Origin of the sequence: Pseudoalteromonas sp. SR43-2 (genome assembly GCF_014163885.1) — a bacterium.
Lineage (GTDB): Bacteria > Pseudomonadota > Gammaproteobacteria > Enterobacterales > Alteromonadaceae > Pseudoalteromonas > Pseudoalteromonas distincta.
On record NZ_JACJED010000012.1, the window covers coordinates 1 to 14,760 of the forward strand.

Genomic DNA, 14,760 nt, shown 5'->3' on the forward strand with positions numbered 1-14,760 from the left:
TTGTCAACACTTAAATTTAAACTTTCTAAAAAGATTCAATCTAAGTTTTACTTAACACCCTGAGTTGTTCGTGCCTCGCTATGCGTTGCTGTTTCCCGTCTCAGTGGGGTCGCATTATAGGGAGATCCAAAAACAGATCAACCCTTTTTTGAAGAAAACTTGAAATAATGTGCTGTTCGCACATATTTACATCGAAATGGTTACTTTAAACACTAAAAAGGCCCTAATGGGCCTTTTTAATTAGTTTACTATGAGCATCCAGCCAAGTTTTCCTTGCTGTTTAGACTCTTGTTGCAGCTCGCTGGCCATTAACGGATGATCTTTTAACCAGTTACTTTCAAACTTAAGGTCTAACACTTCATTTTTAGCAGTTAACTTAAACTTAGGCAGTACATCATCTTGTCTGCGCATTGATAAAATGACTGCTATTCGTAGTAATCTCACTATATATTGCGCTAATAGACTATTTACGCCGAGTGAATTAAAACAACCTTTTGGAAAATCAGATCGATGTGCATCTGCTACCGCTACTATTAATTTATGCTCTGATTGTGAAAAACCAGGCATATCGGTATTTTCCAAAATATAAGCGGTATGTTTATGGTACTGCTTATACTCTATTAGTAATCCAACCTCATGAAGCTGCGCTACCGCTTTTAATAGTGGTAACCCATTTAAGCTTTCAATTGGCCAATCTTTATCAATACTCAGCGCTAACTGCATTGCCAAGCTAGAAACTCGACACGCTTGTTTTTGATCAACATGATAACGACTCATAAACCCATCAACTGTGCGTTTGCGAATGTCGTTATTATGAAACTCCGGAACCATGCTATATAAAACACCTTCACGCAGTGCTCCACCCGCCAATCCCATTTTTTCTATTTCAAGAGATTCAAATAGTGCGATTAAGATTGCAAGTCCTGATACAAATACCAGTCGACGGTCTTCACTTAATCCAGGAAGGTCTAGCGCTGCAATAGTGCTAAATGCAATTGCTTGGTCTTTTATAGTGTTGAGCTTTTCAAGTGTAAGTAAGTCGTCAAGATTTTGCGCGACCATAATTTCTTGAATTGCTTGTACTGTACCAGAAGCTCCAGATGCAATTTGCCATCCAGCTGCTTTATACTCTGGAGAAATTTCATCAATGACTGTACGAGCCGCTTTTATTGCTGCGTTAAAGTTACTCTTACTTAGTTGGCAATCTTTAAAATAGCGTTCAAGATAGGTAACACAGCCCATATTGAGGCTTTTGTAATGTAGGGCATCAAATGCTTTACCAATTACAACTTCTGTACTTGCACCACCAATATCAATAACAAGCTGTTTGCCAGTACAAGATGAAGTATGGGCAACACCTTTATAAATTGTGCGCGCTTCTAATTCTCCGCTAATAACATTAATGTTATGGCCAAGAATCTTTTCTGCATGATTTTTAAATACGTCGGCGTTAGTTGCTAACCGTAAGGTAGCTGTTGCTACTATGGTGATGTTTTTATCTGGGATATCTTGTAGACGCTCAGCAAAAAGGGCAAGGCATTCCCAGCCTCGCTGCATTGCTTCAGTGCTTAATACGTTTCCTTTATCAAGCCCTGCGGCTAATCGGACTTTGCGTTTAACACGTCCAATTGTTTGTAGACCGCCAGCAATTGATTTGGCAATAAGCATATGAAAGCTATTTGAGCCCAAATCAATAACTGCGTACACATTTTTTTGCGGTTTAAGTTGCCCCACCGTTCAAAAACCTCTAGTTACTACTACTTATACAAACGGTCGCTTACGACCGTCCTTTTTGGTAACTATTATTTGGGCGACGTCCGCTGTTATTACTACGGTTACGTGGACCTGTTGAATAGTTGCGCTTTCTTTGAATAATAGGCTGAGTTAAATCATCTAGCAATGCTGTTTTATCATAATGTGATAAAGGAATGCTGTGCTCTATATATTCTTCAATTTCATGCAGGTTGTATGCATATTGCTCACATGCAAAACTAATTGCGTGGCCTGATGCACCAGCGCGGCCAGTACGGCCAATACGGTGAACATAATCTTCACAATCGTCAGGTAAATCAAAGTTAAACACATGACTTACTTCTGGAATATGAAGACCACGCGCTGCAACATCGGTCGCAACTAAAAAGTCTAAATCACCTTTGCTAAATTGCGCTAATATAGTTTGGCGTTTTTTCTGGTTAACATCACCAGTAAGCATACCTACACGATGACCGTCTGATTTAAGCCAAGCATATACTGTTTCACAACTATGCTTGGTATTTGCAAACACGATTGCTTTCTCTGGCCATTCTTCTTCAATTAAGGTTAACAACAGCTTAATTTTATCTTCTTGCGAAGGATGAAATAGCTCTTCTTGAATACGTTTACCCGTTTTAACGTCAGGTTCAATTTGAACATGCTCTGGGTTTGTCATGTGCTCAAAAGCTAATTCTTGTACGCGGTACGATAATGTGGCAGAAAATAATAAGTTTAAACGCTTTGATGTATCTGGCATGCGATCGAACATATAGCGAATATCTTTGATAAAACCTAAATCGAACATACGATCGGCTTCGTCCAGCACGACTACCTCAATTTCATTAAGGGTGTAACAGCCTTGCTTATACAGATCAATTAGGCGACCTGTAGTACCAATTAAAATATCAACGCCTTTTTCTAGTTGTGCACGTTGTTTTTCGTAATCTTCGCCACCATATACTAAACCTAAGTTAAGATTACAGTGCGGCGCTAAAATTTTAGCATCTTTGTGTATCTGAATCGCAAGCTCCCGAGTAGGGGCCATGATCAGGGCTCTTGGATGTTTACTAGGTGCTTTGCTAGATTGTAATAACCGATGGCACGTGGCAGTTAAAAACGCCAACGTTTTGCCTGTACCCGTTTGAGCTTGGCCCGCGATATCGCGTCCATCACAAATAAAAGGTAGGCATTTTGCTTGAATAGGTGTGCAATATTCAAACCCATTCTCGGTTAAACCGGCAACCACTTCCGGTGCGATAGCAAAGTCTGAAAACTTTTTATCGGTTAAATGTGTCTTAGTCATAGCGTTTAAGCATAACGTTTAAACTTGCAATAAGAAACAAGAGTGTTTAAATACGCACTAAATATTTCGCCTAACTAAATCGGAGAGCGCAATGAGCGAGAAAATAATCCAAATTACTGACGATAGCTTTGAAGCTGACGTATTACAATCAGACAAACCAGTACTAGTAGATTTCTGGGCTGAATGGTGTGGACCTTGTAAAATGATCGCCCCTATTCTTCACGAAGTTGCTGATGAATACGACAGCCGTGTGACTGTTGCTAAATTAAATATTGACCAAAATGCTGGCACACCGCCAAAGTTTGGTATTCGTGGTATCCCTACTTTACTTCTTTTTAAAGATGGCCAAGTAGCTGCAACGAAAGTAGGTGCTCTTTCAAAAACTCAACTTATCGAGTTTTTAGAAAACAACATCTAACGGTAAGCTAGAACAATAAAAAGGGCTTTTTTGCCCTTTTTTAAATTTATTTTGTATAAAGACTGGACGCTTTGCCAGTGAACTGCTAGTTTATAAAGCCAACTAATCCTTAGTTATATTCAACAAACCTCACTCAACGATCAAAGCGATTTTGAGTATGACAACTGTAATAAAGAACCCACCAATATGCATTTACGCGAATTAAAAGACAAGTCGATTAAAGAGCTTGTAGACTTAGCTGAGTCCATGGGGCTCGAAAACGTAGCCCGCTTAAGAAAGCAAGATATCATTTTTGCCATTCTTAAATCCCATGCCAAAGGCGGAGAGAATATCTTCGGCGGCGGTGTATTAGAGATTTTACAAGATGGTTTCGGCTTCTTAAGATCATCAGAAGCCTCTTACTTAGCTGGGCCAGATGACATTTATGTTTCACCTAGCCAAATTCGCCGTTTCAGCATGCGTACTGGCGATTCAATTTCAGGCCTTATTCGTCCACCTAAAGACGGTGAACGTTACTTTGCTTTACTTAAAGTAAATGAAGTTAACTTTGATAAACCTGAAAACTCTCGAACTAAAATTCTTTTTGAAAACCTTACTCCACTACATGCAAACGAACGTTTTCGCATGGAACGTGGTAACGGCAGTAAAGAAGATATTACAGCCCGTGTACTTGATTTAGCATCTCCAATTGGTCGCGGCCAACGTGGCTTGTTAGTAGCTCCGCCAAAAGCGGGTAAAACAATGCTACTTCAAAACATTGCACAATCAATTACGCATAATCATCCTGATGTAACATTAATGGTTTTACTTATTGATGAACGTCCGGAAGAAGTAACAGAGATGCAACGCCTAGTAAAAGGTGAAGTTATTGCATCAACGTTCGATGAGCCAGCTTCTCGTCACGTACAAGTTGCCGAAATGGTTATCGAAAAAGCAAAACGTTTAGTTGAACATAAAAAAGATGTTGTTATCTTATTGGATTCAATCACTCGTTTAGCACGTGCTTATAACACCGTTATTCCTTCATCAGGTAAAGTACTTACTGGTGGTGTTGACGCTAACGCATTACATAAACCTAAGCGCTTCTTTGGTGCTGCACGTAACGTTGAGGAAGGTGGTAGCTTAACAATCATAGCTACAGCGCTTATCGACACTGGCTCTAAAATGGATGAAGTTATCTACGAAGAGTTTAAAGGTACTGGTAACATGGAACTTCACCTTAACCGTAAAATTGCGGAAAGACGTGTATTCCCTGCTATCGACTTTAATCGTTCAGGCACTCGTCGTGAAGAATTACTAACAAAACCAGATGAGCTTCAAAAGCTTTGGATTTTACGTAAAATTGTTCATGACATGTCAGAAATTGATGCAATGGAATTCTTAATCGATAAACTATCGATGAGCAAAACCAATGATGAATTTTTTGATTCGATGAGACGCCAATAAAGCGTTTTAGCTGAATAAAAAAAGCGCCTAAGGCGCTTTTTTTATGTCGGGATCAAACACAGTTTAACTTTCGTTATACTTTTTAAGTACACTCTGCAGCGTATCAACGAGCGCTTTAAAGTCATTCGCACTACTTTTTTGGGTCCTGCGTAAAAGGGCTCTATCTAAACTTTGAGCCGATTGCGCAATTTCATCTAAACCAAACATTTGCGCCGCTCCTAAAATGCGATGACTATCTTTTTGTAGCGCGGCTAAATCTTCACTTATAAAATGCTGAGTAATCGTTTCACTCTCCAAAGCAAAGCTTTGCTTAAAACTTATCACAAGATCGCTCATATCAACTTCATTTTGCTTTGTAATTGGCTGATCTTCTGCATTATGTAGGTGACTAGAAAGCGCTTTATAAAATGACTCTTTATCTATCGGTTTACCTAAGTAACCACTAAACCCTAATTCTAAATAGCCATCCACTTCATGACTCATAGCATTTGCAGTTAAAGCAAAAATAGGCCGCTCAAAACCACACTGTTTTAATAGCTGAAAAGCAGAACGCCCATCCATCACAGGCATTTGAATATCGAGTAGCACTAAATCAGGATACTCTTTTAAGCACTGCTCTACCGCTTGCTCACCGTTTTCAACGGCAATAACCTCGAGCCCCATTGAACGTAAATAGCGGCTTATTAACCTTCGATTATCAGGGTGATCTTCTGCAAGTACAACACGCCCTGCCAATTGCTTATTTACCTTTGGAGCACTTTGAGTTTCAATCAGGCTTTGCGATTTATTTACTTCTGCGCACGGTAAAAAGAACGAAAACTGACTGCCCTTTTTGTATTCGCTTTGTACACTGATATAACCGCCCATCATCGCGGCTAATTGTTGCGATAAGCTAAGGCCTAACCCTGTCCCCCCAAAGCGACGGCTAATACTGTTATCAGCTTGGCTAAAGCATTCAAAAATAAGCTTTAACTGTCTAGAGCTCATACCAATACCGGTATCTTTTACAATAATTACTAGCCCTTGTTCACTCTTATTTAAAGCAATAATGATTTGGCCAGCGTGAGTAAACTTAATAGCATTAGCACATAAATTTATAAGAATTTGTTTTACGCGTATTAAATCCAGCTTAGTGTAAAACTCATTACCCACTTGATTGTCTAAAATGAGGCGTAAATTTTTTGCTTTTGCTTGAGTGATAAACATTGCATGTACGTCATTTACAAGCTCTACAATATCAAAGCACGAAATATTTAACTCTAACCTATTAGCTTCAATTTTACTTAAATCGAGCACGTCGTTTATTAAGCTTTTTAAATGGTCGCTATGGCGCTGAATTACTCTTAATTCATCTTTAAGTGACTCAGGCTCATATAATTCATTAATTAAAGCATCTGTTTGCCCTAAAATAGCCGTTAGTGGAGTGCGGATTTCGTGGCTAATATTGGCCAAAAACTGGCTTTTAACATCGTTAGCTTCTCTTAGCTCCTGTGCTATTGCTTGTAACTCGGCAGTGCGCTGCGTAACTTGCTCTGTTAACTGCTGCTTAGCGCGTTTTTCTGCGCCACGGCGGTAAAGCGCAATACCAGTTACAACAACCAAAAGTAATAGTAAAAAAGAGAATAAAGTAAGCTGAGAACGCTGCGACATTTTTAGCTCTTGCACACGTCGATCTTGTTTAAGTTTTTCTATCTCTTGGTTTAATTGGGTTGCTTTAAATTGATGCTGAAGTACCGCTAATGCATTTATAATTGCTGTACTTCTGAGTTTTCGCAGCTCACTAATATATTCTTGTTGCAAGGCCATTGCGCTTGAATAATCGCCTTTACTGGCTTCAAGTAGTGCTTTAGTCCCTAAACCCTCCCTAATTATTCGCTCACTGCCATATTCATGGGCAAGTGAAATAGCTCTATCTAAACTTATTTTCGCCTCTTCTAAGTTGCCTTTAACAAACTGAATTTTACCAAGCGCATGTAGCGCATTAAGCTCTAAATTATGGTTACCTATTTTAAGCGCATAATACTCACCTAATTTAGCTTGCTCGTATGCTTCATCTACTTTTTTTAACACTAAATTAGTATTTGCCAAGTTAGTATATTGCGTAGATAACTTATTGTAATCATTGGCTGAAATATAATAACGCAGCGCTAGCTGGTAATAATGAAGTGCTAAGTCAAATTGATTACTCTCCATATGAGCAACACCCATATTGTTGTATACCTGCGCAATACCGCTTTTATCATCTAACCGCTGATAAACTTTAAGTACATCTTGATAAAGACTAAATGCACTATCGTAGCGTGATAAGCGTATATAAACGCCTGCTATATTAAGTAATATGTCGGTTTGATCTTGCTCACTACCGTGCGCTTCGTAAATAGCTTTTGCCTTTAAGTAAAACTCTAGGGTATCGCCTAGCTTATTCATATTAAAATAAGCCAAACCAATATTATTTAGTAAATTTGCTTGTTCAAGTAGTTGTTCATTTTTTTCAGCTAATACTAGGGTGCGGGTATATTCACTTATGGCCTTTTGAAATAAGCCTTGGTAAAAAAGTGCTACACCTTGCATTTTTATTGCACGAAAGTGCTCGTCAGGAAAGAAAGTATCTGAAGTGTTTTTTTCTAATAATTTAAAATAGTGTAAAGATTCTTTAAAATTATCAGCCGATAACGCACTATTACCTAATGCCGAATAAACAGCGACACGCTCTTTTTTAGAAACGTTTTTATTAGCAAGTAACGTATTTGCTAATTGTAATTTAGGCTCCCACTGCACTTCGTTTTTGAATTGCTCAAATAACGAATCACTATTTTGGGCATAGCTAGGAGCTATTAGTACACAGCATATAGTAAATAAGAGGCATTTAAACTTGCCCAGCATAATTTTAATCCTTCAAACCGTTACTTATATCAGTGTAATCTTTATTGAAGATACACTAACTACTAGGGCCTAAACAATGCTTAACCCACTGATTGATGAGATTTTTGAGCTGATATTAACAAGGCAGGTTTGGCAAGTTCATACTTTAGCAGCAGAACTGACAAACCGCAGCGCAATAACAACACTCGATAAAAGCCCTGAACGTGATTTATTTAAACGTAACTTTTTAATTATGAATGCATTGTACCAACTGCAGGCACAATTACGCCCTCAAAGTTTACTCATTTCAACTCTGCATATCGAGCTTTTAGAAAAAGAAGATAATAGTTTAGTAACAACGAACGAAAATTTGCGAGATTATTATTTAGATTGGCGTAATTACGATACCGGTGAAGAGAAAATTGATGAGCTTTTGAATAGTTTTTGGCATCAGTTTAAAACGACATCACCACAACAAGTATTAAATGACAATGAATTTAAAGCGTTGGCTTTAGAATGGAAGTTACCTGAAAATTTCACTCTTAAAAACGTTCAAAAGCGCTGGAGACAACTTGCATTACAGATGCACCCAGATAAACCAAATGGTTGTGAAGTTAAGTTTAAAAAAATAAAATTACAATACGAGCAGCTAAAGGTAGCTGCTCGCTAATTTGTTAATTTAGCTATTTAAATTAACGAGTAAGGCGACGAGCGCGTATTTTACGCCCTTTAATGTTGCCTTCGGTTAGTTTGCGAAGTGCTGGTTTTGATGAGTTACGTTCAACAGCAACAAATGCTACGTTATCAAGTACGTTAATTTTACCTACTTGACGACCTGCAACCCCATCCTTACCTGTCAGAGCACCAAGAATATCGCCTGCACGTACTTTTTGCTTTTTACCTGAGTCAATCATCAAAGTAACCATTTCAGGGCGGTACGGCGGTTTATCTAATAAATTAAACGGCGGCATTTGCTCTGGAGTAATATCACGCTCGTAATGATCGCCAATTTGTGCAATTTTAAACGCTTCAGCTTCACCGTAAATAGAACAAGCAATGCCCTTTTTACCAGCACGTCCAGTTCGGCCAACACGGTGAACATGTGTTTGCGTGTCATGTGCTAAATGGTAGTTAATAACCATATCCATGTCATCAATATCTAAACCTCGTGCAGCAACATCGGTTGCAACAAGTATTGAAGCACTTTTATTTGAAAAGTGAATTAGCGTACGTTCACGATCGCGTTGCTCTAAATCACCGTGCAATGCAACAGCGCTGAAGCCTTCGTCAGCTAAATCATCACACACTTGTTGAGTTTCTACTTTGGTATTACAAAATACAACACAGCTTTGTGGTGTAAATTTAAGAAGTAATAACTTAAGCGTTGGATAGCGCTGCTTATTGTTATCCATTTTGTAGAAGTACTGCTTAATTGTGCTTTTGGCTTGCTCTTCTTCTACTTTAACCATTTCTGGATTTTTAAGTACACGCTTAGCAATTGCTTCAATAGCTCTTGGGAAAGTAGCACTAAATAACAATGTTTGACGATTTTGTGGAATACGCTCAATAATTGCATCAAGTGTGTCTTGAAAACCCATATCAAGCATTTGATCAGCTTCATCAAGCACCAATGTTTCCACATCATCTAAACGTAGAGTACCTTTACGAATATGGTCATCAACACGCCCTGGCGTGCCAACAATAATATGCGCGCCATGTTCAAGTGAACCTATTTGCGGGCCAATTGAAACACCACCACATAACGTCAATATTTTAATGTTATGAATGCCGCGCGCTAATTTACGCATTTCTACCGCAACCTGCTCGGCAAGTTCGCGAGTCGGACACAAGACTAAAGATTGAATACGAAAGCGTTTTACGTTTAATTTAGCTAACACACCCAAGCTAAACGCAGCAGTTTTACCTGAACCGGTTTTTGCCTGAGCAATGATGTCTTTACCAGCAAGTACAGGCGGCAAACTTTGCGCTTGTACAGGTGTCATGTGGGCATAGCCAAGTGTTGATAAGTTATCAACGAGTCCAGCCGGTAAAGCCAAAGATGAAAAAGCAGTTGAAGTCACAGTAAGTTCCATAGCAATAAAATAACATGGGAGAAAGCCCCACTAATATGCAGCTTATAATAGCAGAATTCGTAATTTGCAACCATTAACAAACACATTATAAAACATGTTAATGAAAGGTGTTGAAAATGATAGTAGTTTGCATTAAGATCGCGATTGTTTTTACATACCTGCGCTGGAAGCAATTAATGAAACTGAATTCTATTTACATAGCACTATTAGCAAGCATTACAACAAGCACATATGCAAACACTACCGACCTTGAACGCATAGAAGTAAAGGGAAGCTACTTTAACGATTACAAAGTAGATAACGCTAATGGCGCAATGAGAACATCAGCTTCATTACTTGAAACTGCACAATCTGTCACTGTAATAACCGACACTATTATTAGCGAACAGCTTGCCACTACACTTGGCGAAGTACTCACAAATGACGCAAGCTTAACTGCAGGCTCACAACAACGGAATCGTGAAGTATTTAACTTACGCGGCTTTGAGCTGAGCTCATCGACAGGTTATTTACGCGACGGTCATCAGCATTGGTCGCACTATCAGCAACCAATCGAAATTTTGCAACAAGTTGAAGTAATTAAAGGCCCATCAAGCATTTTATATGGTCAGTCAGGCCCAGGTGGCTTGGTTAACATGGTAACTAAAAAGCCTACAGCACAAACATTATTTAATGCCAGTGCCGATGTAGATCAGCATGGGTCAACGCGCTTTATGGTTGATGCTGCAGGTGCCTTGACTGAATCGGAAGATTTACGTGCTCGCGGGATTTTAGTAAAGCAAGACGTTGACTACTGGCGTGAATACCAAAATGGTGAAAACCGTGAGCGTGACCGCTTTTTAGGTGCTTTAGTTGTAGATTACGATATTAGCGATAACGCATTAGTACGTGTGCATTACGACCGCACAGATGACGAAGCAGGTTTAGATACTGGCGCATGGATAGACGATAACGCCAATGTAATTGGTAGCGATAAAACAATCCGTGATATGTCTTGGGCGTTTACCGATATTACCGTAGAAAACCTAGGTGTAGACCTAGAAGTATTTTTAACCGATAACTGGCAAGTAAAACTTGGCTATAACGAACAAACGTTTGAGCGCCAACGCTTTGAGTCATCTCCTAGTCGAAATTCTTACGACGCGCAAACTAATACATACACCTCGAATCCATACGATCGCTTTGATGATTGGCAGTTTAAAACAGCATTTATCGATTTTATTGGTGAATTTGAAATGGCTGGCATACAACACCAATTTCTAATTGGTGCTAACTCGCTTGACTACTATTATGGTCAACTGCGTACATCTGCTGATTCATTTAGTTTTACAGCAGGACAAAATGAACCTGCCCGTCCAGATATCAGCTATAAAACAGATCTCACTAAAAGCGAAACTGAATACGACTACTATGGTCTATATGCGCAAGACTTAATTACTTTCTCTGAACAATGGCAGGTGTCTGTTGGTGCTCGCTTTGATAAGCAAACACGTGAAGGCCAAAATAACGAATCTTTCTTACCTAAATTTGGCGTACTTTATCATCCAAATGCATCGGCCACTATCTATGCCAGTTATACAGAAGGTTTTGAGCCACAAAATGAAACCATCACTAATGATAAAGATATCAACTTCGGTATGGAAATAGATGCTGTTACCTCTGAACAAAGAGAACTAGGTATAAAATGGCAACTGCTTGATGACCGTTTACTGCTTAGTGGTGCCGTTTTCGATATAAGTAAAAACGGAACGCTGGTAACTGAAGACCTTGAGGCTCCTATTGGCTCAATTACAACCGAAACAAATCAGGTTGGTGAACAACGCCACAAAGGCTTTGAAGTTGCAGCACAAGGCGCTGCAACAGATCGTTTATTTGTAATGGCCTCTGCGATGTATTTAGATGCGAACTATGAAAGAGCGAATGAGGAGCTGCAAGGTAAACGCCCTACCGATGCACCTAAATGGTCAGCATCTCTGTGGACTCGTTATGAGCTAAATGATGCGATTGCTTTTAACGCTGGTGCTTTTTATGAAGGCGAGCGCTTTGCAGATAGCGATAATACAATTACTAAAGATGCATATACACGTGTTGATGTTGGCGCCACTTATAAGTTTAACTTAAGCAATATCGATATTAACTTACGCCTTAACATCGAAAACTTATTTGATAAAAGCTATTTAGGTGGTGGCGGCACTAGTAATGTAACTGTTGGCGAGGGTACAAATCTTCGTTTAGCAGCGCAATTTAGCTTTTAAATAAATGCCTTAAATAACAGTGTTAAAATATAGCCCGCGTACATTTACGCGGGCTTTTTTATATCTAAACGTTTATACCTAACAGCATTAAACCTATTACAAAGCCTATTCATCTCATCTATTTTTTATCATGTTTGTTACATGTTCTAATAGCGCTAATTATTAAAAAGGCTTACCCAAATGAAAAAATTAATTACCGCACTTCTGCTTACTAGCAGTATGGCTGCAAACGCTAACAACGCCGAATTTACCCAAAAGCAATTACAACAAGTCAATGAAGTGCGCACCTCTGCTCTAAATAGTGATTTAAGCTATAAATTACTAGAGTCATTAACAACTGAGGTTGGCCCTCGCTTACCTGGTACTGAAAATGATAAAAAAGCAGTGGCATGGGCTAAAGCTAAATTTAATGAGCTTGGTTTTGATAAAGTATGGCTTGAAGAAGCGACTTTTCCTGAATGGCGCCGTTATAGCGAAAGCGGAAAAATACTAACACCAAGCGAGCAACCTCTACATTTAACTGCATTAGGTAACAGTATAAGCACGCCTAAAGATGGGATCACAGCACCAGTAGTCTTGTTCGAAACACTTGATGAGTTAATTGCAGCACCAGAAAATAGCCTAAAAGGTAAAATTGCGTATATTAATTACCGCATGAACCGCGATATAGACGGGAATGGTTACGGACCTGCTGTAAAAGCACGTGGCACAGGCGCTATAGAGGCGTCTAAAAAAGGCGCTGTTGCCTACATGATGCGCTCGGTAAGTACTGGTCATCATCGTTTTGCACACACTGGCGGTAGTTACTACAAAGAAGGTGTTACAAAAATACCTAATGTAACCATTGCTAACCCAGATGCCGATCAAATAGCACGACTCATTGCTTTAGATAAAGACGTTTCGGTAAATATTAATGTGCAAACCGAAAGCCTTGGTGAAGGCACTGGTTATAACGTTATTGGCCAATTTAATGGTACCGAAAACCCTGAGCAATATGTATTAATTGGCGGGCATTTAGATTCTTGGGACTTAGGGACTGGCGCATTAGATGACGGCGCAGGCGTTGCACTAACAATGGCAGCCGCTAAACATATTAGCGATGTAAAACGTCCTAAGCGCAGTATTCGTGTGGTACTTTTTGCAGCCGAAGAGCTAGGCCTTTGGGGTGCAAAAGCCTATTTTGCAAAGCATAAAAACGAGCTAAGCAATATTGTTGCAGCAGCTGAGTCTGATTTTGGCGCCGATGTTGTATATGCTTTTGAATCGAACGTAAGCGCAGAGTCACTTCCTGTAGTGCGTGCTATTGCAAAAGAACTTTCGCCGTTAAATATTGAGCATATTGGTAAAAACCAAGCGAATGGTGGCCCTGATCTAATTCCACTTAAAGCAGCAACCTCAGCACCTATTTTTGAACTTGCTCAAGATGGAACAGATTACTTTGATTACCATCATACAGCTGACGATACGCTTGATAAAGTAACACCTGCTAAGCTGCGTCAAAATACCGCTGCATACGCTGTATTTGCTCTAATGGCTGCTGATGCAAAAACAACAATTAAGCCTAAAGCTCAAAATAAGTAATAACTGACATACTTACTTACAGTTTGTGGCTTTAACTAACACGCTTCTTGTTTTACCTTTAGGTAATTAAACAAGGAGCGTGCTTTATGTTACTTTTCAACACGAGTGAATCATTTCCACATTTTGCACAAACAACACGCTGCCCTCATTGTCAAAGCGACGCCTACCATTTAGTAAATAAAAGCCGCTATTTACGGTTTAGTATTTTACCTATGCTTGCCTTAAAATTAAGTTATAAACGCGAGTGCTATCAATGCGGAAAAAGCGAACCTGTAAAAATAACGCAACTACCGTTAATAGAAAAACTAAGCCTACCTAAATACTTTATTGGTGTATTTTTATTACTTTGGATTGTTTTATTTTTTTATCAACAGCACCTTAATAGCGAGACTCAAAAGAAAAACTATTTAAATACGCCTAAAATATATGATACTTACTTAGTACACGCCGACAAATTTACACACGAGCCCTGGACCCTAACCAATTTAAAAATTGCTCAAGTTTTAAATTTTGACGAACAATTTATTACCTTTCAGATAAGCAACTACAGCTATAAACGTAATAATAGTATTACTTTGGCAATGCGTACTAGCCAGCTAATTCAAGACAATTACTTTTCCACTAAAACAATCACCCTCCCTCGTGATGAAGTAGCACGCCTTTACAACGACGAAGCTATTTACGACGTGCTGCGCCCTTATGCCAACATCCTTTATGGTGGGTTTGTGATGCATCCTCCCAAACCTAAGCCACTATATAAAGGCTTAAAGCTCGATAAAAACAATCAACAAGGCATTATTTATTTTAAAGATGGTTTGTTTGTTGAAGCATTTAATAGCTTTAAACAAGCTGCTGAAGCGGGCTCTCAATGGGGGCAATTAAATTTAGCGCAAATGTATCGTGATGGTCAGGGAATAGATCAGGATCCGCAGCAAGCTATTTATTGGTACAAAAAGGCCATTGAGCAAAAAAATACTAAAGCACAATTTGAATTGGAATCTCTTTGTAAAATAGCTAGCTGTGAATAAAGCAGCAAGTATGTTACTTGCT

At 39.1% G+C, this 14,760-nt stretch carries 10 protein-coding genes; 6 read left to right on the forward strand and 4 right to left on the reverse strand.

What is annotated here, in order from left to right:
* Nucleotides 1-240: 240 nt before the first annotated feature.
* Both gppA and rhlB read right to left on the reverse strand, forming a co-directional pair.
* Nucleotides 241-1,734 carry a guanosine-5'-triphosphate,3'-diphosphate diphosphatase gene (gene gppA, locus H5120_RS11390; protein ID WP_182674432.1) on the reverse strand — a complete coding sequence of 498 codons (1,494 nt, stop codon included), beginning with the start codon at nt 1,732-1,734 and terminating at the stop codon, nt 241-243.
* A gap of 43 nt (nt 1,735-1,777) precedes the next feature.
* Entirely contained in the window at nt 1,778-3,055 is a 1,278-nt protein-coding gene (gene rhlB / locus H5120_RS11395) for an ATP-dependent RNA helicase RhlB (protein WP_002960940.1), read from the reverse strand.
* A gap of 91 nt (nt 3,056-3,146) precedes the next feature.
* On the opposite strand from rhlB, the gene trxA reads away from it, so the two are divergent.
* Nucleotides 3,147-3,473 carry a thioredoxin TrxA gene (gene trxA / locus H5120_RS11400; RefSeq protein ID WP_002960942.1) on the forward strand — a complete coding sequence of 109 codons (327 nt, stop codon included), beginning with the start codon at nt 3,147-3,149 and terminating at the stop codon, nt 3,471-3,473.
* A 186-nt stretch (nt 3,474-3,659) separates the two neighbouring features.
* Nucleotides 3,660-4,919 carry a transcription termination factor Rho gene (gene rho / locus H5120_RS11405; protein ID WP_002960945.1) on the forward strand — a complete coding sequence of 420 codons (1,260 nt, stop codon included), beginning with the start codon at nt 3,660-3,662 and terminating at the stop codon, nt 4,917-4,919.
* 63 nt (nt 4,920-4,982) lie between these two features.
* Here the strand turns inward: rho and H5120_RS11410 are convergent, their stop codons facing one another.
* On the reverse strand, nt 4,983-7,802 hold the full coding sequence (locus H5120_RS11410) for an ATP-binding protein (protein ID WP_182674434.1): 2,820 nt from the start codon (nt 7,800-7,802) through the stop codon (nt 4,983-4,985).
* 76 nt (nt 7,803-7,878) lie between these two features.
* On the opposite strand from H5120_RS11410, the gene H5120_RS11415 reads away from it, so the two are divergent.
* A complete protein-coding gene (locus H5120_RS11415) occupies nt 7,879-8,451 on the forward strand; it encodes a DNA-J related domain-containing protein (protein ID WP_182674436.1) in 573 nt (190 codons plus the stop codon).
* 22 nt (nt 8,452-8,473) lie between these two features.
* Here H5120_RS11415 and dbpA read toward each other — a convergent pair whose 3' ends face one another.
* Nucleotides 8,474-9,862, reverse strand: coding sequence for an ATP-dependent RNA helicase DbpA (dbpA, locus tag H5120_RS11420; protein WP_002960948.1), 1,389 nt, complete (start codon nt 9,860-9,862; stop codon nt 8,474-8,476).
* A gap of 188 nt (nt 9,863-10,050) precedes the next feature.
* Between dbpA and H5120_RS11425 the strand changes: the two genes are divergently transcribed.
* From H5120_RS11425 to H5120_RS11435, 3 genes are all read left to right on the forward strand, one after another.
* Entirely contained in the window at nt 10,051-12,129 is a 2,079-nt protein-coding gene (locus H5120_RS11425; protein WP_182674438.1) for a TonB-dependent siderophore receptor, read from the forward strand.
* A gap of 180 nt (nt 12,130-12,309) precedes the next feature.
* Complete coding sequence (locus tag H5120_RS11430; RefSeq protein ID WP_182674440.1) at nt 12,310-13,710, forward strand: M20/M25/M40 family metallo-hydrolase; 1,401 nt, start codon at nt 12,310-12,312, stop codon at nt 13,708-13,710.
* Between the two features lie 86 nt (nt 13,711-13,796).
* Nucleotides 13,797-14,738 carry a tetratricopeptide repeat protein gene (locus H5120_RS11435; RefSeq protein WP_182674442.1) on the forward strand — a complete coding sequence of 314 codons (942 nt, stop codon included), beginning with the start codon at nt 13,797-13,799 and terminating at the stop codon, nt 14,736-14,738.
* Nucleotides 14,739-14,760: the final 22 nt, after the last annotated feature.

Bases quoted from the DNA above. Each gene is read 5' to 3' on its own strand.
- H5120_RS11415 (WP_182674436.1), top strand. From the start codon at position 7,879: ATGCTTAACCCACTGATTGATGAGATTTTTGAGCTGATATTAACAAGG.
- H5120_RS11435 (WP_182674442.1), top strand. From the start codon at position 13,797: ATGTTACTTTTCAACACGAGTGAATCATTTCCACATTTTGCACAAACA.
- rhlB (WP_002960940.1), bottom strand. From the start codon at position 3,055: ATGACTAAGACACATTTAACCGATAAAAAGTTTTCAGACTTTGCTATC.
- H5120_RS11410 (WP_182674434.1), bottom strand. From the start codon at position 7,802: ATGCTGGGCAAGTTTAAATGCCTCTTATTTACTATATGCTGTGTACTA.
- H5120_RS11425 (WP_182674438.1), top strand. From the start codon at position 10,051: ATGAAACTGAATTCTATTTACATAGCACTATTAGCAAGCATTACAACA.
- rho (WP_002960945.1), top strand. From the start codon at position 3,660: ATGCATTTACGCGAATTAAAAGACAAGTCGATTAAAGAGCTTGTAGAC.
- H5120_RS11430 (WP_182674440.1), top strand. From the start codon at position 12,310: ATGAAAAAATTAATTACCGCACTTCTGCTTACTAGCAGTATGGCTGCA.
- trxA (WP_002960942.1), top strand. From the start codon at position 3,147: ATGAGCGAGAAAATAATCCAAATTACTGACGATAGCTTTGAAGCTGAC.